The following is a 20,592-nucleotide window of genomic DNA, read 5'->3' as shown; positions in this document are numbered from 1 at the left end:
TTATAGGACTCCCCGGTAATAATGTCCTTTGGTGATGCCGGCGGTGCTAATTCCGGCCAAATCTTCTTTGGCCTCTTTATCTTTCCGTTCGTCCCGGATACCGTGTTGGTAGCGGTTGATGGCTTTATGGTAATAATTCACGGTTTTGGCTACGTAACCATGATCGTTATTTTTGGCCTCGACGCGCAGCACCGAGATGCCTGCTTCCAGCAGGGTCGGCACATCTTCAATGACGCAAAGTTCCTTGGCATTAAACAAGTGCATCCGGCAATACTGATCCACCTCAAGGGGGAATACCAAACCCATCCGGTCCTTTAGACCACAGGTTTTGCTATGACAAGGCCCGGAACATCTTTTCCCGGTGCTTAATCCCCCTAGGATACTGCCCACCGGACAATATTTGGTGTTCATAAGTGGTAGTGCCCCCTGCACAATAGCTTCTAAAGGCATCGGTGTGGTGCCCGCTAGCTCCTGAATTTGTCGCATTGTTAATTCCGGGGATAAAACCGCCCGCTCCACTCCCTGCTCTTTTAAATAATGCAGGGTGGCGGAATTAAAAACATTGAGAGTAAAATCGCCAATCACCGGTTTATCGCTGTAATCTTTAAGCAGCTTAAGCAGCCCCAGATTTCCCACCAAAATTCCGTCCAAGGGTAGTTCTTTGACTCCCTCCAATAGGGAGGTAAAGGCCTTTAGTTCCTGATCATGGAGGATTCTCGGAGAGTTCAGCACCAAAGCTACACCGTTTTTCTGGCAAAACTCCAGCCCTGCTTCCAGTTCCTTTTGTTTTAAAATTCCTTTGGAACGGTAACTTTCTCCGCCAAAATAAACGATATTAGCACCGTAGCTAACCGCAGCCTCCAGGGAAGTAAAATCGGTTACATTGACAGCCAACTTAGGCTGAGTTTGTTTCGGTTCTGCCATAGTGGCAAGCTCCCCTAAGGAGTACTGCAGGCGCTCCCGAAAAATATGTTCTGCCACACCAGAACGCCGCTGGTGTCTTGCTCTCTTTTGTTCTAAATCGGCTAACACGCTGCGGCGCAGTTCGTTAATTTCCCGCATCGGCAGGATTACATTACCCTGTAAATCAACTTGCAGTTCTCCTAGGGCAAAGGGCGTGTTCCCCAACCGATCCAATTGTTCCTGCAAGAAATCCCTGGTTAAGGGTCGTTTCACTGCTTCCTGCCCTACCTCATCGCTGTGACCTTCAGCGGTTAAGCCAGTATCATCGGTAACTCTCATATACATGGGTTCGTCGATTTTAGCCCTGACGAAAAATTCCAGGGGAATTTTTTTGGTTTCCCGGCTGGAAGTAAAGGTTTCTCTGGCCCGTTCCATTAACGCAGCATCGTGGGTTTTAAAAACTCGGTCACCGGGTCGGATTTTACCAGGGATGGCTAAGCCAACCAGTGTACCGGCTTCGGCATATTCAGCGGGTTTGCCGTATACCAGCATACTGCTAACTTCAATGCCTGTACGACCACCTTCGCTAACCCATACTTCGATACCATCTCCCAGCCGCAGGGGTTCCTCCAGCAGGATTTCCAAGGTTTTATGCTTGGCGTTAAAGCCTTTGACGCGCCCTAGTCGCACGCCACGGTTATTGGGCCGTTTATAACTCATCAAATCTTTACCGGGGTTACCAAGGAAATAGCCGGGGCTAAAATCTCTGTTAAAGATTTGGGCTAGTTCTCTGGATTCATTCTCCTGCACAAAGAAACCTTCATTGTCTGCCAAAGCTCGGTCAATTAAATTCCGATACGTGCGGATTACCGTAGCCACATACTCCGGTCTCTTCATACGCCCCTCAATTTTGAAGGAGTTAATCCCCGCTGCCATCAGCCGGGGAATCTGAGCACTGGTGTTAATATCCCGGGGACTTAATAAATACTCGCCTACCTGGGCGGGGTCTGCCAGGTTACGCCCCCGCTCGTCCACCAACTGGTACTGCAGCCGACAGGGCTGGGCACACTTCCCCCGATTACCACTGCGGCCGCCGATCATACTGGACATCAGGCACTGACCGGAGTAGCAGACACAAAGAGCCCCATGAATAAAGGCTTCTAAATCTGCTCCGGTCTCCCTTTTAATAGCGGCAATTTCTTCTAGCTCCATCTCTCTGGCTAAGACGATACGGTCGAAGCCAGATTGCTGCATTAATTGCACACCGGCGGTATTGTGGACTGTCATTTGGGTGCTGGCATGGATGGTCAATTCAGGAATCGTCTCCTTGGCCAGCTTGGCCAAACCCAAGTCTTGGAGGATGGCAGCATCCACTCCGATATTATGCAGGAAGTGGAGGAAGCCCAGGGCTTCCTCCAGCTCATGATTCGCTATTAAAATATTGACGGTGACATAGATTTTGACCCCGCGGATATGGGCGTATTCCACTGCCCTTGCTAGCTGTTGATTATCAAAGTTGCTGGCTGAATGCCTGGCATTGAACAGCTTACCACCCAGGTAAACAGCATCAGCGCCATTTTGCACCGCTGCCACCAGGGCTTCCCAGCTACCTGCCGGCGCCAACAACTCGGGTCGTTGGGTCATGGGGGTACCTCCAATCAATTGTAACAATCGTAGTTATCTTTGGATTCTGGTTAGGCCGGAGCAGGTGAGGATTTCTACACCTTGCTTGGCAATTTCGTCTAATAGTAAGTTCATGCCCAGGGAATCACTGGCCATATGGCCGGCTATAATCACATTCACATGATGTTTCTCCGCTTCTTTGCGATGGTTTTCGCCGATATGCATAACCACCAGGGTACCGACTCCGGCTGCAGCTAGCTTAGCATAGGCGTCTTGGGAACCGCTGGTACCACCGGTCATATCGACAAATACTTTACCTGCCCGGCGATCCTTGGAACCTACCACAATGGTAGGACCTGCCCCGGTTTTGACAGCCTCGGCATATTCGGGAATTTCTTTTAGTACCTTGACGATATCACCCAGGGTATCGGCGTTACTTTCATCTATTTTCTTTTGCACATATTCGGTTACCATATTATCCGCTGGCGTATGGCAGCACATAAAGGAAATATCCAGCAGTTTGGCAGCATCCACCGCCCGATTATGGTTTAACGGCATCAGTCCCCGACGCACTTCTCCAATGCGGGAAGCCATAATTCCCTCGGCCACGTTAATGGGTACACCCAGTTGGTACAGTAAATCCTCCTGCAGGTGCATAACATCATAGAGTCCGGCGGTGGCTTTACCTTCGGGGTGGTGAGCCATAATTAAATCGATTGGCCGCCCCTTCTCGCCCAGTCGATCCGCCAGCACGACTTCCCCAATTTCCATATCTATCCCTACGAGAATTCTCTTAACCTCACGGTCTAAGTCACCGTAAAGCACTCTGGTATCAGAGTAGGGGTTAAAGTGGCGGTCGGGATCCACTTCTTTCTTTTCATCTTCCTTTAAATCTTCAATCTTCTTTTTCTCTTTAGCCAACTGTTTTTGAACCGCTTCCTGGCCTCTGGGATCATGTTCAATACCCATTTTTACAATAAGATCATATATTTGCTCTAGCTTCATCATAGTAATCCCCTTTCTGTTTCCTTCTTTAATTACTTGTGGTTAAGGATATCTGTCATTGGCCTTTAGCTTTTTGATTTTTATTTTTAGGCCAATGGCTATTTTTTAGAGATAAATTTATTTCCCTGAATATAAAACCGCAGCGGCAGTTCTGCACCTTCTTTAACACCAATCCTGGTGGTAATAAAGATTTCCGGTGGCGGCTCCTGAGCGGCTGCAATAAACAGCGGCCCATTGGTGAGGTCGGCTTTGTTGTGCTCTTTGGTAATGCCAAAGGCTTGCACCAACCGGGCCGGGCCCGCACATAATTCATGAAGCCGCTCTCTGCCCCGGCGCTGGCGCATTAGCTCCAGTCCCTCGAGGGGTTCCACGGCTCGAATCAGCACCGCTTCTCCTACTCCTGCGGGAGCGGTGACAACATTAAAACAATAATGCATGCCATAGATAAAATACACATAAACCCGACCCGGTGGCCCGAACATCACACTGTTGCGTGGTGTCATTCCCCTGGCAGCATGACAGGCGGGATCTCCCTGCAGGTAAGCCTCAGTTTCCACAATTTTGCCAAAGGCCAGGCCCTCCGGGGTATTATGCACCAGCAGGGTACCGAGCAGGTCTTTCGCCACCTGGGTGGTGTCTCTGGCATAAAACTCTACAGGCAACGGCTTTAACATTAACGCAGCACCTCGCGCAGTTCATCAAGTTCAAGGGTATTTACCACATCCTGGGGTTCCAGCCAGGCTCGCCGAGCCACCGCCACCCCGTAGGCCATTTCATCCAAACGTCTGATATCATGGGCATCGGTATTAATGCTAATTTTAACCCCGGTATCTCTAGCCAAGCGGGTATAGACTTCGTTAATATCCAGTCGATCCGGGGAAGAGTTGATTTCCAAAATGGTACCTGTTTTAGCAGCGGTTTCAATTAAAGCTTCCACATCTACGGCATAGGACTCTCTACGTCCCAGGATACGGCCGGTCAGGTGGGCAATGATATCCACATGCTCATTTTCCATGGCCTTGGTAATACGATGGGTTATCTCCTTTTTACTCTGCTTAAAGGCAGTATGGACCGAACCAATGACCACATCCATTTGCTCCAGTATTTCATCGGGGTAGTCTAAATCCCCGTTGGGTAGAATATCCATTTCCACGCCGGTGAGCAGGGTAAAATCCTTGAACTCTTTGTTCATTTCCCGAATGATTTGGTGCTGTTCTTGTAGGCGGTTCAGTTCTAGGCCATTAGCGATCTTTAAGGAACGAGAGTGATCTGTGATGGCAGCATAGGTGTAACCCTTTTGCCGGCAGTGTTTGACCACGTCTGTCAATTCCATAGCAGAATCGCTCCAAGTAGTATGTATATGCAAATCTCCCTTAATATCTGACACTTCAATTAGATTCGGCAGTCTATCGGCTAGGGCAGCTTCCACCTCGCCCCTGTTTTCTCTCAATTCTGGAGGAATGTAGGACATCCCTAGGGCATCGTAGAGATTTGCCTCTTCTTTGATAGGTATTATTTCACCAACCGCATTTCTAATGCCGTGATGATTAAGGTTTAGTCCTTTCGCTTGGGCAACTTCCTGTAATCGAGCATAATGCTCCTTGCAGCCAGTGTTGCGGTGCAAGGTAGAGATATATTCCTCGGGTGGCACCACCTGTAAGTCCACTGCCAAACCCCACCAGGTATATACTCGGATACGATTACTTTGCCTTTCGATTACGTCCTTTACCCTGGGGTGAGTCGCCAAAGCGTCCAAAATCAATGCCGGCTCCTCAGCAGCTGCTACCAAATCTAAATCTTCTACAGTTTCTCTCCAGCGCCGAGTACTGCCAGCCACTTCCACTTGCCGCACCCCTGGCAACAACTGGAATATAGCCAACAGTTCTGCTGCTAATTCCCGCGCCACGGAAAGTCGGGTTCTTCCTTGGCGGTTACGCACCATCTCAATGCCGTTTAGAATATCCCACTCCAGTTTAGCACTAAAGCCCTTCAAACTGCGTACCCTGCGTTCCTTTGCCGCTTGTTCCAATTCATCCAAGCTCGTTATACCCAGTTCTTGAAACAACACCCTGGCACGGTTTGCTCCAATGCCGGGTAATTGCTTAATGGTTAGTACTCCTGGCGGAATTTCCTTCAGCAGTTCTTGGTGTTTTGACAATTGACCGGTATCTACAAGTTCTTTAATCTTTGCCTCGATGGCTTTACCCACTCCGGGGACTTTAGACAAAATACGCCGTCGACAAAGCTCTGCGACCGGAACTTCAAGGTTAGCTAATACTTGGGCCGCTCGACGGTAAGCCCGTATTTTAAAGAAATCTTCTCCTTTAATCTCCAGCAGATCGGACAGTTCGGTGAAAATCCAGGCCATTTCTATATTCTGCATTGACAACGCTCCATTTCTTTATTCACCCTTATTGTGACCCAATCATTGGGAGATTAGCCCAAAAATAAAACTCATGATTTTGCTCATGAGTTACTGGAATCTACATTGTCCGGATCCATCATTTGCAACAGGTTATCATACTGCTCCTTCAGTTTTAGGAGCTCATCCACCAGATTCACCGCTGTTAAAACAGCCACATTGTTGATGGATAGTTTTGGATTTCTCTGCGTTATTTCCTGCATCTTCTTGCTAACCATTTGTGCTACCATGCGCATATATTCTGGGGATTCGTGGCCCCTTAAGGTGAAGTATTCACCAAAAATCTCGACCTCCACCCTATTTGGCTGCTCGGACATTGTCGCCCCCCCTAAAACCCTTTGCAGTTTGCTATTCGCTATAATTTGGCAAAATCCTTCATGTTGGTGCGATTTACCTGTGGATTAGAGAAAAATCTATGAAAAATGGGCGATATGGGTTTATAATAAAAACCTACAAAGCCTAATGCCAGTCCGTAGGAGGTTCTTCTCTTTGACTATAAATAATAACAATCGAGTCGTTTTCCAGGTAACAACCTCCGAAACAGGTATCTTCATTAAAGACTTTCTTAGATCGAAAGATATTTCAGAAAGAGCCCTCAAAAAACTACGCAACAACGGCAAAATTCTCTGCAACGGCCAAACAGTTACTTGGCGTAAGGTAGTGTCTACGGGTGATGAAATTGTCTTGGTTTACCCTACTCCGGTGAAAAACCGATACCTGCAACCAGAATCAATACCCTTAAAAATCATCTATGAAGATGCGGATATCGTTATTGTCAACAAACAACCGGGTATTTGTGTTCATCCCACCAAGGCCCACCCCACAGCTACCCTGGCTAACGGTCTGATGGATCATTGGTTAAAGAATAACCCGCAGGCCAGTTTTCATGCTGTTAACCGAATCGATCGCAATACCTCCGGTCTGGTGCTGATAGCCAAGAATAGCTTTAGTGCGCAAAAACTATTTTTACAAAAACAACAGCAGATGTTGTCTCGCTCCTATCTGGCCTTGGTACAGGGGAAAGTAGTCTCTAGAACAGCTCGTGTGGATCTGCCTATTGTTAAATGTGACGGGCAAACCACCAAACGTCAGGTGGCTGCCAATGGACAGCGGGCCGTGACCTGTTTTGAAGTTTTAGATTACTTCAGGGACTGTACTTTGCTCCGACTAAACCCCGAAACAGGTAGAACTCACCAAATTAGGGTTCACTTGTCCCACGTAGGTCATCCCTTAGTGGGAGATGAGCTTTACGGTGGTTCAACAAAGAAAATAGGTCGGCACTGTTTACATGCCAACCAATTAAGTTTCTTTCACCCCCGAACAGGTCAAGCCATGATTTTTGAATTACCCTTACCAGCGGATATGGCTCGGGCTAGTGGATAATTATCGGGTCTTATCGAAGTATTGAAATAATATTCCCTTCAGAGCCTTTTTTTAGATGAGCATCTAGGTATTCAGCCTTAACCGAGCTTAAACCATTTTTTAAAGTAGTAAGCATTTCCTCTTTCTTTTCTGGTAACATCCCGTAAACCGGAATTATATTCGATACATGACGGCCATAGAAATAGCTACCATTTAAATCAAGTCCACTTAGCATTAGAATTTCTTCTTCGACATTTTGACGCAAGGTATTTTCTTTAAAAGTACCCTTTTTTAATTCTTCTTCAAGGGGACTGCCTTCATCTATGTGTAAAGTGGCGATAAATATAAGATACGGCTTAATTTCATTGAGAAATTTGCTATTTGCTATGGCATTGTCATAACTTTTTTCGCTTCCGGCTGCTCCGATTATAATATTAAGACTAAAGTCTATGCCCGCATTGGTTAAGCGATTTAATTGTACCTTTGCTTCCTCAATGGTAAAACCCTTATTGAAATGCTCAACGACTTCTGGCATAGCCGACTCTACACCGATATTAAGCTCATTAATCTTTAAAGCTCTTAATTCCTTTAGTTCTTCATCGGTTTTATTGATTATGTTTTTTATGGAAGCATACATAGCTATCGTTTTGACTTCAGGTAAGATTTCATTAATTTTAGTTGCTATTAATTTTAATTTATTTGCACTCAGGACGAAGGGATCTGCATTCACTAAAAATATCCGGTTTACTTTAGGATACGTTTTTCTTGCTTCTACCAGATCTTTCTCGATTTGTTCCATTGATTCGGTCTGAAAAGGAACATCCTGATACATTGTACAAAAGCTACATTGATTATGGCTACATCCCACTGTAACTTGTAATAATAATGAATCGGCTTCAAATGGGGGACGATAAACAGGATTCGTATATTTCATTTTCATTCTCCTTTCCAGAAATAAATTGATAATAAATGCTATAAAGTACTAAAAACCCAAACCTTCGTAAAGGAAATTCAATTGCCTTAATGGAACCTTACAGCCACTAATTAATTTGTTATCTACTATATCTTAAAGCTTACACCTAACTGAAAGTCAATAGTAATTTTTGCAGTTGCCACTTATGCATATCGAACAGATATGCCATGCTAAAAGACCCTAAGCCTCCTGGCCTAGGGTCTTCATTATAGCTATTTTCTTAACTCTGCTCCTGTCTGGGCGGTAAGAGACTTGATGATGCGTTGCATTTTGTCGTTTATTTCTTCATCCGTAAGGGTTCTGTCCGGCGCCTGGAATTTCATGGAGAAGGCTACGCTTTTAAAGCCTTCGGGCACCTGGGTACCCTGATACACGTCAAAAATATCCGTGATTTTTAACAAATTACCTCCGGCCTTGGCAATGATAGCCAGCATTTCAGAAGCTGCTACTTCCTGCTTTACCAGTACGGCTAAGTCTCGTTCTACGACAGGAAATTTGGTCAATCCCTGGTATTGTTTAACCGGACGATGGGTGGCTTGCAATACTTTCAAATCCAGTTTCATCGCCACGGCACGACCTGGCAGATCGTAGTTCTCATTAACGTTGGGATGCAGTTCTCCCACTACACCCAAGAGTTCCCCATTTACTTCAATTTTAGCACAGCGTCCGGGGTGGAAGCTGGGATCTTGATGCCTACTAAAGGTTGCATTGATCACACCCAGTGATTCCAATAGTTGCTCTGTTACTCCCTTGATATAGAAGAAATCCATCGGGCGAGCAGGCTGGTTCCAGGTCTTTGGGGTGCTGCCAATGGCCACTGCGGCCAAGACAGGTACTTCCTCCGGCAGCGGTTGACCCTCTACGGGGTAGAATACCCGAGCAATCTCAAAAATAGCTCCATTCTGTACCCGGCGATTCAAGTTACGCTGTAAGATTTCCAGCAAGCTGGGAACCAGCACAGTACGCATGACAGATTGTTCTTCGCTAAGGGGATTCTGCAGCCTGACAACATTACGGAACTTACTATCCGCCGGCAGATTCATTAAATCAAAGACTCGGGGATGTACAAAGCTATAGGTAACTACTTCGTAGAAGCCACAGCCGGTCATCACTTCCCGCATGTGCCAATTTAATTGTTGCTCTGCAGTGCGGGCACCCTGGGTAGAATTACCCGTCGGTAAGGTCTCAGGAATCCGGTTAATGCCATAGAGCCTCGCCACTTCTTCCACTAAATCCCACTCCCCAGTAATATCCGGTCGGAAGGTGGGAACCGTGACCAACAGATCTTCGCCCTGTTCCTGTACCCGAAACTGTAGACGCTGCATAATTTCCAGCATATCTTGCCGGGAGATCTCTACCCCCAGCACCCAATTAACGCGAGCGGGACGCAACTGAATAGTTTTTTCGGTAATAGGGCCAGGGAAATTATCGATAACCCCGGCAACCACAGTACCACCAGCCAATTGCTGCATTAACTGAGCTGCCCGGTTCGCTGCCCTCAGGCAACCATTAATATCGATGCCCTTCTCAAAGCGCATAGAGGATTCAGAACGTAAGCCTAAGGCTTTTGAGGTACGACGAACATTAATGGGATGGAAGTAAGCCGCTTCTATGAGTACATTCACCGTGTTATCGGTTACTTCACTATCCAAGCCCCCCATGACACCGGCCACAGCCACCGGGCCTGCTGCATCGGTAATGGCCAGCATATCGGGACTTAGGGTACGCTCCACGCCATCCAAGGAAACAAGCTTCTCATCCTCCTTGGCTCGACGAACAATAATATGATGATCGGCCAGCTTATCGTAATCAAAGGCATGAAGGGGTTGACCCAATTCCAGCATCACATAGTTGGTAACATCCACAATGTTGCTGATGGGGCGAACACCCGCTGCTCGCAGACGGTTTTGCAGCCAGATAGGAGAGGGCCCTATTTTAATCCCTTTAACCAGCCGAGCCACATAACGACGACAAAGTTCTGGGTCCAAAATGTCCACCTTGGCCAGCTCTTCTACCTTTTCCTCTCCTTCGGTAAGCTCAGGTACAGGAATTTTTAATTCTTTCTTGAGGATCGCTGCCACATCCCGAGCCACACCAATCATATTCAGGGCATCACCTCGGTTGGGGGTAAGATCCAATTCTAGCACCGAGTCGTTTAAACCCAGTACCTCTTTGGCATCCAGGCCAATGGCCACAGTCTCGGGCAGGATCAAAATACCATGCGCCATATCCGCTGACATCAGTTTGCTCTCCATGCCTAATTCCTGGCCGGAGCACAGCATACCCCGGGATTCCACACCCCGTAATTTGGAGCGCTTAATTTGCAGACCTCCTGCCAATTTAGCCCCTTCCAGTGCCACTGGCACCACATGACCCTCTTTTACGTTGGTAGCTCCGGTAACGATTTGCAGGGTTTCCTCCTGCCCCACGTCCACCGTGCATACCACTAATTTGTCGGCATTAGGGTGTCTTTCTATTTTGAGAATACGTCCCGTGACGACTTTCTCAATTTCTGCCCCCAAGTCCTCCACCACATCCACGGCCAAGCCAGCCAGAGTTAATCTGTGGGCTAACTCTTGGGGATCTATGTCAATCTCTACATAATCTTTAAGCCATTGATAGGAAACGTGCATGGTTCTATAAACCTCCTGAAATGGACTAAAATTGAGCTAGGAATCGTAAATCGTTATCAAACAACAGGCGAAGGTCATCTATACCATATTTCAGCATAGCAATCCGCTCAATCCCCATGCCAAAGGCAAAGCCCGTTACTTCCTCTGGGTTGTAACCGGACATTTCCAGCACCCGGGGGTGTACCATACCGGAACCCAAAATCTCCAGCCAGCCACTGCCTTTGCATACCCGACAACCGCTGCCCTTACACATCACGCAGGAAATATCCACTTCGGCACTGGGCTCCGTAAAGGGAAAATAACTGGGGCGCAGACGAGTACGGGTATCCGGGCCAAACATCTGCCGGGCAAAGGTAGCCAATACGCCTTTTAAGTCGGCAAAGGTAATATGTTTATCCACCACCAAACCCTCCACCTGATGAAACATGGGGGAGTGGGTGGCATCGTCGTCCCGGCGGTAAACCCGGCCGGGGCAGATGATTTTCACCGGCACCTGTGGAACGGTTTTTTCCATGGTTCTTACCTGTACCGGTGAGGTGTGGGTACGTAACAACACCTCAGGATTGATAAAGAAAGTATCCTGCATATCCCTGGCGGGGTGATCCTTGGGCAGGTTAAGTGCCTCAAAGTTGTAATAATCCAGCTCAATCTCCGGCCCTTCGGCAATGGAGAAACCCAGACCCAGGAAAATACTTTCTATCTCTTGCTGTACCTGGGTCAGCGGGTGAAGTTTACCAAGGTTAAATGGTACCCCCGGCAGCGTCACATCCAATGTCTCTGCTGCCAGCTTGCGGGCTTTTTCCGCTTCCTTGGCCTGTTGGTTTCTATTTTCTAAGGCCGCTTCAATTTGTTCTCTAACTTCATTGGCCATCTGGCCTACACGGGGACGCTCCTCAGCAGAAAGCGCACCCATACCTCTTAAAACCTGAGTCAGCTCTCCCTTTTTACCCAGGTATTTTACACGAACTTCATTAATCTCTTCCGGGGAGTTGGCACCCTCGAGAGCTCCCAGGGCTTCCTGGGCCAGTTGTCTTAACCTTTGCTCCATAACAATCCTCCTGTGTCAGCATGAACAAAATAAAAACCGCCCCCTAAAAAAAGGGACGGAAATATCCGTGGTACCACCCAAATTGTTCTCTTAGACCGCAAGAACCACTTACAGGGCAAGCTCACTTACCCACTTCTGATAACGGTAGAAGAACCGGCGCACCTACTGGTATGTTATCATACGTTCAGATCGCAGCTCGGGGGTGAATTTCCGCAGCTCTTCTTTAAGAGGGTTTCCAGTCACGACCCTCTTTCCCTGGAAAGAAACCTACTACGTACTGCTCCCCTTCATCGCTTACAATATATTAGTGTAAAACCAGCCTTCTATACGTCATATAAGCATTGACAGACCCAGTAGCCTCGAACAGCCTCCAAAAAAATTCAGCGGTTAACAACAACTAACCACAACCTTTCATTCTTTTTTGGGGACCTTTCGACACTGATTATACCACATGGCACTGTTCAAAACAAGAAAGTTTACTGAATTTTATGCCGTTGACGTACCACCTCATATAGCAGGATGGCGGAAGCCATGGCTACATTAAAGGATTCCGCCCGTCCTGGCATGGGTATCGTAACCTTGCTGTGACGGTACTGAAAAATCTCCGGCCGGGGACCGGCACCTTCATTGCCTACCACCAGCCCCACAGGAATTTTGAGATTTGCAGCAAAAACCGGCACTCCACCAACAGGTTCTCCCACCACCAGGGTAATTCCCACAGAGGTGAGGTATTTCAGTGTTTCCTCAACATCCTCTACGGTCACAATGGGTAGGTGAAATAAAGAACCCATAGTTGAACGAAGGGTCTTGGGATTATATAAATCCACCGTACCCTTTAGCAACACCACACCTCCGGCCCCGGCGGCATCTGCAGACCGGATAATGGTACCTAAATTTCCTGGATCTTGCACCCCATCCACCACCACCACCAACGGTTGCCGGCCCGGCGGCAACACATCAGCCAGAGCCATATCCGGCTGCCACAGGACCGCCAGTACCCCCTGGGGAGTTTCAGTATCGGACAGTTCCTTCATAAGGCCGGGAGATACTAGGTAAACTTCAACCCCTTTTTGTACAGCCAGTTCCAGAAGCCTCGCTCCTCGTTCTCCCAATACCCCTTCTTCTGTATAGATAAAGGTTTCCGTTCTCCAATGACTGGCCAGAGCCTCTTCCACTAGACGGATACCTTCCACGATCAGTTTCCTTTCTTTCTGGCGGAAACTTCTCTGGGCTAATTTCCGTATGTATTTTATTTTTGGATTTTGCGACGATGTGATCATCCTATCTCAACCGTTTCAAATTTTTGTAGTCGGTCGTTCTTACCAATAACCACCAGTATATCATCTTCGACCATTCTTTCCTCTGCCCTTGGTGAAATAATCACTTCGCCTCCCCTACGGATGGCCAGAATACTGACGCCATATTTATTTCTGGCCTGAGATTCCACCAGAGTCTTATTAACAAACTGCGGCGGCACCACCATCTCCACCAAACTGAATTCTGGTGAGAGGGAGATTTGCTCCATGATGTTCTTGGATACCAGAGCATGGGCCACTCTCTCTCCCATATCCCTTTCTGGGAACACCACTTTATCTGCCCCAACTCGTTCTAGCACCTTACCATGTAAAGCATTCTGAGCTTTGGCCACAACATATTTGACACCCATTTCCTTCAGCATTACTGTAGCTAAAATATTAGACTGAATATCTTGCCCTATGGCCACTACCACCACATCAAAATTACGAATACCCACCGCCTTTAGGGCGTGTTCATCAAGGGCGTCTACCTGTACTGCGTGGGTGACATATTCCACGATCCCATTTACCCGTTCCTCGCTTATATCCAGGCCAAGTATTTCATAACCCATTTTAGAAAGTGTAATGGCCACACTGCTGCCAAATCGCCCCAACCCAATGATGGCAAATTGTTTCATAACAGGGTGCCTCCTAACCAATAATGATTCTCTCTTCGGCATAACGGAACTGTTGTTTTCTTCTTTGTCTGGTCGACAGAGCATAGGCCACTGTTAGTGGGCCCACACGCCCTAGGAACATGGTTATGATAATAACGATGCGTCCGGTATCTGAAAGAGTCGGTGTTAAACCAGCTGTTGAACCCACGGTGGCTAGGGCAGAAACCACCTCAAATAATATTCTAAGAAAATCTGCCTTTTCTACAACATCTAAAATTAGAGTAGCCAAAACAACCCAGCTTACAGCAAGAAGTATAATTGCTAAACCCTTATATACCTGTTCCTTAGGGATTCTACGGCCAAAGAGTTCCGCATCCTCTTTGCCCCGGGCTAAGGAAAACACCGCTAGTCCAGGTAAAGCGAAAGTGGTGGTTTTAATCCCGCCCCCGGTGGAACCGGGAGATGCTCCGATAAACATTAAAATTACCATAAAGAAAAGTGTTGCCGGGCGCAAAGCTGTCAGATCGAGGCTATTGAACCCCGCCGTACGGGGAACCACTGACTGAAACCAACTGGCCCAAAGCTTGCCACTCCAACTTAAAGGTTGCAAAGTATTATGAAACTCCAACAGGAAAATGACAAGTGTCCCCACCAGCAGTAATGCAGCTGTTACCAATAGGGCTAACTTGGTATGTAAACTTAACCTTTGTCTCTTTCGATACTGGAGTAGATCTGCCATCACTGTAAAGCCAATACCACCTAGGATAATATCAATACTAATAGCAAAGTTAATGATCGGATCTTCCACATATCCTGTTAGGCTACGAAACCCACCCATTAGGTCAAAGCCTGCGTTATTAAAACCGGAAATAGCATGAAACAAGCTATACCATATCCCTGTAGGGTAGCCAAAATCAGGGATAAACCGTAATGTGAGCAGCAGGGCAACCACTAATTCAATGATCAATGTTAGTAGAAGTACCTTTTTAGCTAAGCGAATCAAACCACTAAGATCAATTACATTAAGGGATTCCTGAATCAAAAGTCGTTCCCGCAAAGTAACCCGACGTCCCATGAGCAGCCAAAACAAAACCGCCATGGTCATAAAACCCAAACCACCCACTTGAATTAAACTAATGATAACAACATGTCCAAAAGTGCTCCAATAGGTTCCCGTGTCCACTACCACCAGCCCTGTTACACAGGTCGCTGAGGTGGCTGTAAAAAGAGCGGTAAGAAAACCCGTAGGCTGGCCGCTTGCTGAGGAGATAGGCAACATTAACAAAAAAACTCCTAAGAGAATTACAGCGGCAAAACCCGTCACTAACACACGGGACGGGTGACTCAAAAAACCTGCATGGGTTTGCAAAAAAGACACCTTCTTGCCCTAGGATACAAGCTATATTATAGTAAATCAACCTAATAAATACCACAAAAATATAGTAAAGGCATGGTACTGTAACCATGCCTTTAGTTTAAATGCAGCTTTATAAATTTATACAAAAATTAAGCTAGGTTGGACTTTGCTACCTCTACCAGCTGATTAAATGCTTTCGCATCATTTACAGCCAGATCGGCCAGCATTTTACGGTTAACCTCTACACCAGCTTTTTTCAAACCATTGATAAAACGGCTGTAGGATAAACCGTTGATACGGGTAGCGGCATTAATACGTGCAATCCAAAGCTTGCGGAAATCACGTTTTTTCTGACGACGGTCTCTGTAAGCATAAAACAGAGCCTTCATAACGGCCTGATTAGCTACCCTAAACAGCTTGCTGCGGGAAGCTCTATACCCCTTAGCTAGCTTTAAAACTTTTCTGTGTCTATTGCGTGAAACCACACTGCTTTTAGCCCGTGGCATGATGATTACCTCCTTCTACGAGTACAAAAATTCTTAGTTTAGTAAGGCAGCAGCCTTCTCAGTTGAACGGCATTTGCCTCACTGACGATAAGAGACTTGCGCAGATTACGTTTACGTTTAGCGGTTTTCTTACCGAGAATGTGGCTATGGAAGGCATGCCAACCACGGATTTTGCCAGTACCAGTCTTTTTAAATCTTTTAGCGGCCCCACGGTGGGTTTTAATTTTGGGCATCTAGGGCAACTCCTTTCTAGTCTTGTCTTTCATTTTTTGGAGCTAAGATCATAATCATATTTTTACCTTCGAGTTTAGCGTGTCTTTCAACAGAGCAAATGTCTTTCATATCGTTAGCCAGGCGTTCCAGTAACTTCCTACCCAATTCGGTATGAACAATTTCGCGGCCTCGAAACATAATGGTAACCTTTACCTTATCGCCGTCTTTCAAGAAACGTTCGGCATTCTTGGCCTTAACTTCATAGTCATGATCCTCAATACGGGGACGCAGCTTAACTTCTTTCACCTGGATAATGCGCTGTCTCTTTTTAGCTTCTTTATCCCGTTTGCTTTGCTCATACTTGAACTTACCAAAATCCATAATACGGCAAACCGGAGGCTTGGCCTGGGGAGCTACCTCAACCAAATCCAGTTGTTTTTCTTCTGCAATGCGGAGAGCATCTTTCACAGACATAATACCCAACTGGTTGTTTTCAGCATCGACAACCCGTACCTCCCGGGCTCGAATCTCTTCATTAATGCGTTGCTCCTTGGAAATGTATACTCACCTCCTTAAAAATATTGATAAAATAATAAAAGCGGGTGTACAGACACCCGCTAATAAACGCAAGACAATAAGAAATATTGTTTACATTGGTAACCTTACGAACTGTGGTTGTAAGGTGAGAAGCGGGAGGCTTCTACTTGACTGTAAAAGTATTTTGTTTTTAACACCTTTGCTATATTACCACAGTCTGGCTGCGGAGTCAAGGTTTTGCTACTTCCCTAAAAGATAGTCTTATTTTTAATATCAGCCTGCACAGTGTTAATAAACTCCTCCACCTGAATAGCACCGATATCGCCCTTACCGCGCTGGCGGACGGCTACGGCACCTTGTTCCATCTCCCGGTCACCGATGACCAGCATATAAGGAATCTTTTGAGTTTGTGCTTCTCTGATCTTGTAGTTGATCTTTTCATTGCGGGCATCCAATTCAACCCGGATATCCAGTTCCTGCATCTTTTTCACCACAGTGTTAGCATATTCATGATGCTTGTCGGTAATGGGCATCACCCGTACCTGAATCGGCGCCAGCCAAACCGGGAAAGCACCGGCAAAGTGTTCCGTGAGAATGCCAATAAAACGCTCAATGCTGCCGAAAACCACCCGATGAATCATGACCGGACGATGTTTCTGACCATCTTCACCCACATAAGTTAGCTCAAATTTCTCCGGCATCTGGAAATCCAATTGAATAGTACCGCACTGCCAGGTACGGCCTAGACTGTCGGTTAAGTGAAAGTCAATTTTGGGTCCGTAGAAGGCACCGTCACCCTCGTTGATTTTAAACTTCACCTGCTTAGCTTCCAAAGCGTCCCTTAAAGAATTGGTGGCCATTTCCCAGATCTCATCGGAACCCATGGATTTTTCCGGGCGGGTGGAAAGTTCTACATGGTATTGTAAGCCAAAGGTATTATAGAAGTAGTCGAACAGATCAATAACCCCAATGATTTCTTCCTTGATTTGACTGGGCAGCAAAAAGATGTGGGCATCATCCTGGGTAAAGCAGCGTACCCGCATTAGACCATGCAAAGCACCGGATAATTCATGCCGGTGCACCAGTCCCAGTTCACCCCACCTTAGGGGCAAATCCCGGTAGCTATGCATTTTGGCTCTATACACCAAAATACTACCAGGGCAGTTCATGGGCTTAACAGCATAATCTCCCTCGTCAATTTTGGTAAAGTACATATTCTCTTTATAATGGTCCCAATGACCGGACTGCTCCCAAAGCCCTCTGTTTAAGATAACGGGTGTACGAATTTCTTGGTAGCCCCGTCTTTTGTGCTCTAAACGCCAAAAGTTCTCCAATTCGTTGCGCAAGATCATCCCTTTGGGATGGAAAAAGGGAAAGCCAGGGCCTTCTTCTTGGATACTGTAAAGATCTAATTCCGCTCCCAGTTTGCGGTGATCCCGACGCTTAGCTTCCTCAATGCGGAATAGGTGCTCATCCAGCAGTGCCTTCTTAGGAAAGGAGGTGCCATAAATGCGCTGGAGCATTTTATTTTTCTCGTTCCCCCGCCAGTAGGCACCGGCAATACTCATTAGCTTGATGCTCTTTAAGCGACCTGTGGAAGGGACATGGGGCCCAGCGCAAAGATCCTCAAAATCCCCTTGCTGGTAGCAGGAGATAACAGCATCTTCCGGTAGATCATTAATTAATTCTACTTTATACAGTTCCTCTTGGTTCTGGAAACGGCCCAAAGCCTCTGGCCGGGAGATTTCCAGCCGCTTAAAGGGAATATCCTCTTTAATAATCTTGTTCATTTCCTCTTCAATTTGCTCCAATTGAACTGGAGTAAAGGGCTGCGGTACATCAAAATCGTAATAATAACCGTCCTGAATAGCAGGTCCAATGGCCAGCTTAGCTTCCGGGAAAAGTCTTTTCACAGCCTGCGCCAACACGTGAGCCGAACTGTGGCGGTAAACCGCACATCCCTCTTCGTCATTAAAAGTCAGTAATTCCAGTGCCGCATCTTCCTGCAATGGGTAGTTCAAATCGACAACTTTTCCGTTTACTTTGCCGGCCAACGCCTCCCTGGCCAATCCCTGACTGATGCTCTTAGCCACTTCAAGCACAGTGCTACCCGCAGGGTACTCCCGGACCGAGCCGTCCTTAAGTCTTACCTGTACCATAATCAAATCTCCTTTCGATTGTTAGACAAAAATAAAAAACCGTCCCTGAAAAATCAGGGACGGGATGTTTCCGCGGTTCCACCCTGGTTGGAGTTTACACTCCCACCTCTAACGACAGTAACGGTGTCTCTCCGGCTTGCATACTTCATTTCAACAAGCTGCTCCAAGGTGGTTTTTCATTCAGCCACATCGGGAAATGCTTACAGCCTACGGCATTTCCTCTCTGGACGAGTATACTGAAGTACTTTTCCTTTTCATAGCAAAATATTTAATTACGAAATCATTATAGAAAAACTTATAGGTAATGTCAAGTTGAGAGATACACAATAGTCACTTGTACCAGACCGATCAGAAATCCCAATATCCCACCGATAATTTCGATGTGTTTCAATTCACGGGCAGCCACTGTCACGATAATTTTTTCCAAATGCCTAATATCATAAGCATTCATACGCTCTTCCACTAGTTGGGAAAGTTTAACCTTTTCAACGATGCTGCCTCCGGCCTGATCTATAATTTGATTAATCACCTGGGGCATTTGCTTCTGCAGCATGTCCCCCATCATTTCCAGGATTACCGTGCGAATGGTAGTGGGCACCCACATGGGAATCCGCTCAACTACCATGCCGCGAATGGATTCGCTGGCAGATGAAGCAATCTTATCTAATACTTCCGGAGACTTCATTTGATGGATTATATCCTCCATCTTAAGCAACTCATTTTCTACCACTTCACCGATACTTCTGGCCAACTCCGCCCTTCTCTTAGGCACCACACCTTGAATTGCCCAGGGTAAACCAAACAAGCGCACCGGTTCATAGGGTTTAAAAATGGCTTTTACCGCAATCAAGTTAGTTATCCAGCCAATAAAGGCACCAATGATTGGGATCGATAATACTGTCCACCATTGCACCGAGCATAACCTCCGTTTGTCGATTAACGACATTAACTATACCAAATTGGCGAAGGAGGTGCAATGATAAAAAACCGCCTGGTAGGCGGTTAGTGTTGATTCTCTATTGCTGATGCTTTTGACATAATTTGCAACCACTACATTCACTTACCTTATCTTCAAAAACATTCTTGATGGTATCCAGGGTTGAATCTGTTCCAGGCTGCACACCATAATGAAAAACAATCTTATTAGGTGCAATGGTAATTAAGGCGCTAATTAATAAATCTTCGTAATTAATTTCATTGTCCATTACATCTAGGATGAAGCCTTCTAAAAACTCACTGTCGATGGGATGATGATTTTCATCATAGAGCTTATAAGTTCCCCTTTCACTGACCAAAACATTAACTAGGGGTACTTTGGAGTCCTGAATTTCCACAAAATATTTTAGCAGTTGGATAAATTCCCGGTATTCCCGTTCCATAAGAAATTCGTCTACAGCCTGGTCCACTGCTTCTTTAATTTCATTAACATATTCTTTTAACCGAAAACGAACAAAGCCGTCAATAACAATACTATTGTTTTGCTCTAAAAATTCTACCAGCCTCTTAATAATGAAATGCTTGCGATCCCGGCGGTCCATTTTTCCCGGATACATTTTAACACCATTAGTATAATCCAAGGTATATTGCAGAATGGTTTTCTTTTCTTCCTCATTGAAATAATAATAAGTCTCACGAATGATATCCTTTAGCAGAGCCCTTTCCCATTGATTCATGATGATATCGGATAAAATATCTGCTACAAAATGCTTAAATAAGATTTCTTCATCCTGATGTCTCCCACTGCATAAAATTCCGTTGAAATCACAGGATAAAAATGTGATGTTACCGGCAGGATTTTCAGTCATTTTGATTCTAATTCTTTCACCCTCATCGACTCTCAATTCTCTGCCAAGCCGGTCCTTCAACAAATCTATATGCTGGGTGGCACCAATAGAGAGACATTGATTCATCTCCTCTATCACCCCTTCCTTCTACTATT

General features: G+C 46.2%; 18 protein-coding genes and 3 other annotated features. Of the genes, 1 reads left to right on the top strand and 17 read right to left on the bottom strand.

The annotated features are described in order from the left end of the window. The 5 genes from BUA78_RS02195 to zapA all read right to left on the bottom strand — a co-directional run bounded on the left by BUA78_RS02195 (position 1) and on the right by zapA (position 6,270). On the bottom strand, positions 1 to 2,547 hold the full coding sequence (locus BUA78_RS02195) for a U32 family peptidase (RefSeq protein WP_072910649.1): 2,547 nt from the start codon (positions 2,545 to 2,547) through the stop codon (positions 1 to 3). Positions 2,548 to 2,580: 33 nt separating this feature from the next. Continuing rightward, positions 2,581 to 3,531 (bottom strand): Nif3-like dinuclear metal center hexameric protein, encoded by a 951-nt coding sequence (locus tag BUA78_RS02190; RefSeq protein ID WP_072910648.1) that lies wholly within the window; start codon positions 3,529 to 3,531, stop codon positions 2,581 to 2,583. A gap of 98 nt (positions 3,532 to 3,629) precedes the next feature. Further along, positions 3,630 to 4,205 (bottom strand): DNA-3-methyladenine glycosylase, encoded by a 576-nt coding sequence (locus tag BUA78_RS02185; RefSeq protein ID WP_072910647.1) that lies wholly within the window; start codon positions 4,203 to 4,205, stop codon positions 3,630 to 3,632. Next, positions 4,205 to 5,914, bottom strand: a complete 1,710-nt coding sequence (polX, locus tag BUA78_RS02180; RefSeq protein ID WP_072910646.1) for a DNA polymerase/3'-5' exonuclease PolX — start codon at positions 5,912 to 5,914, stop codon at positions 4,205 to 4,207. The genes BUA78_RS02185 and polX overlap by 1 nt, the downstream gene beginning before the upstream one ends. Positions 5,915 to 5,997: 83 nt before the next feature. Next, a complete protein-coding gene (zapA, locus tag BUA78_RS02175) occupies positions 5,998 to 6,270 on the bottom strand; it encodes a cell division protein ZapA (RefSeq protein WP_072910645.1) in 273 nt (90 codons plus the stop codon). Positions 6,271 to 6,442: 172 nt separating this feature from the next. Here zapA and BUA78_RS02170 point away from each other — a divergent pair, with 172 nt between their 5' ends. Next, entirely contained in the window at positions 6,443 to 7,336 is an 894-nt protein-coding gene (locus tag BUA78_RS02170; RefSeq protein WP_238456682.1) for an RluA family pseudouridine synthase, read from the top strand. Positions 7,337 to 7,346: 10 nt separating this feature from the next. Here the strand turns inward: BUA78_RS02170 and BUA78_RS02165 are convergent, their stop codons facing one another. The 12 genes from BUA78_RS02165 to ytxC form a co-directional block, all read right to left on the bottom strand. Beyond that, positions 7,347 to 8,249 (bottom strand): radical SAM protein, encoded by a 903-nt coding sequence (locus BUA78_RS02165; RefSeq protein ID WP_072910643.1) that lies wholly within the window; start codon positions 8,247 to 8,249, stop codon positions 7,347 to 7,349. 251 nt (positions 8,250 to 8,500) lie between these two features. Further along, positions 8,501 to 10,921, bottom strand: coding sequence for a phenylalanine--tRNA ligase subunit beta (gene pheT, locus BUA78_RS02160; protein ID WP_072910642.1), 2,421 nt, complete (start codon positions 10,919 to 10,921; stop codon positions 8,501 to 8,503). Positions 10,922 to 10,946: 25 nt separating this feature from the next. Next, positions 10,947 to 11,969, bottom strand: a complete 1,023-nt coding sequence (gene pheS, locus BUA78_RS02155; RefSeq protein WP_072910641.1) for a phenylalanine--tRNA ligase subunit alpha — start codon at positions 11,967 to 11,969, stop codon at positions 10,947 to 10,949. 48 nt (positions 11,970 to 12,017) lie between these two features. After that, positions 12,018 to 12,269: a binding site (T-box leader), on the bottom strand. Between the two features lie 176 nt (positions 12,270 to 12,445). Continuing rightward, entirely contained in the window at positions 12,446 to 13,249 is an 804-nt protein-coding gene (locus BUA78_RS02150) for a TrmH family RNA methyltransferase (RefSeq protein WP_072910640.1), read from the bottom strand. Then, positions 13,246 to 13,902, bottom strand: coding sequence for a potassium channel family protein (locus BUA78_RS02145; RefSeq protein ID WP_072910639.1), 657 nt, complete (start codon positions 13,900 to 13,902; stop codon positions 13,246 to 13,248). The genes BUA78_RS02150 and BUA78_RS02145 overlap by 4 nt, the downstream gene beginning before the upstream one ends. Positions 13,903 to 13,915: 13 nt before the next feature. Then, positions 13,916 to 15,250: a TrkH family potassium uptake protein gene (locus tag BUA78_RS02140; protein WP_072910638.1), complete on the bottom strand. Its 1,335-nt coding sequence runs from the start codon at positions 15,248 to 15,250 to the stop codon at positions 13,916 to 13,918. A gap of 137 nt (positions 15,251 to 15,387) precedes the next feature. After that, positions 15,388 to 15,744 (bottom strand): 50S ribosomal protein L20, encoded by a 357-nt coding sequence (gene rplT, locus BUA78_RS02135; protein ID WP_072910637.1) that lies wholly within the window; start codon positions 15,742 to 15,744, stop codon positions 15,388 to 15,390. A 38-nt stretch (positions 15,745 to 15,782) separates the two neighbouring features. Beyond that, positions 15,783 to 15,977 carry a 50S ribosomal protein L35 gene (gene rpmI, locus BUA78_RS02130; RefSeq protein ID WP_072910636.1) on the bottom strand — a complete coding sequence of 65 codons (195 nt, stop codon included), beginning with the start codon at positions 15,975 to 15,977 and terminating at the stop codon, positions 15,783 to 15,785. A gap of 16 nt (positions 15,978 to 15,993) precedes the next feature. Next, positions 15,994 to 16,515: a translation initiation factor IF-3 gene (gene infC, locus BUA78_RS02125; RefSeq protein ID WP_072910635.1), complete on the bottom strand. Its 522-nt coding sequence runs from the start codon at positions 16,513 to 16,515 to the stop codon at positions 15,994 to 15,996. 26 nt (positions 16,516 to 16,541) lie between these two features. Beyond that, positions 16,542 to 16,669: a sequence feature (ribosomal protein L20 leader region), on the bottom strand. A gap of 73 nt (positions 16,670 to 16,742) precedes the next feature. After that, complete coding sequence (thrS, locus tag BUA78_RS02120) at positions 16,743 to 18,653, bottom strand: threonine--tRNA ligase (protein ID WP_072910634.1); 1,911 nt, start codon at positions 18,651 to 18,653, stop codon at positions 16,743 to 16,745. Positions 18,654 to 18,705: 52 nt separating this feature from the next. Further along, positions 18,706 to 18,920: a binding site (T-box leader), on the bottom strand. A 40-nt stretch (positions 18,921 to 18,960) separates the two neighbouring features. Continuing rightward, on the bottom strand, positions 18,961 to 19,566 hold the full coding sequence (locus BUA78_RS02115; RefSeq protein ID WP_072910633.1) for a DUF445 domain-containing protein: 606 nt from the start codon (positions 19,564 to 19,566) through the stop codon (positions 18,961 to 18,963). A gap of 103 nt (positions 19,567 to 19,669) precedes the next feature. Continuing rightward, positions 19,670 to 20,563, bottom strand: coding sequence for a putative sporulation protein YtxC (gene ytxC, locus BUA78_RS02110; protein WP_072910632.1), 894 nt, complete (start codon positions 20,561 to 20,563; stop codon positions 19,670 to 19,672). Positions 20,564 to 20,592: the final 29 nt, after the last annotated feature.

The organism is Desulforamulus aeronauticus DSM 10349 (assembly GCF_900142375.1).
GTDB classification, from domain to species: Bacteria; Bacillota; Desulfotomaculia; order Desulfotomaculales; family Desulfotomaculaceae; genus Desulfotomaculum; species Desulfotomaculum aeronauticum.
This window is presented reverse-complemented; position numbering and strand designations above follow the sequence as displayed.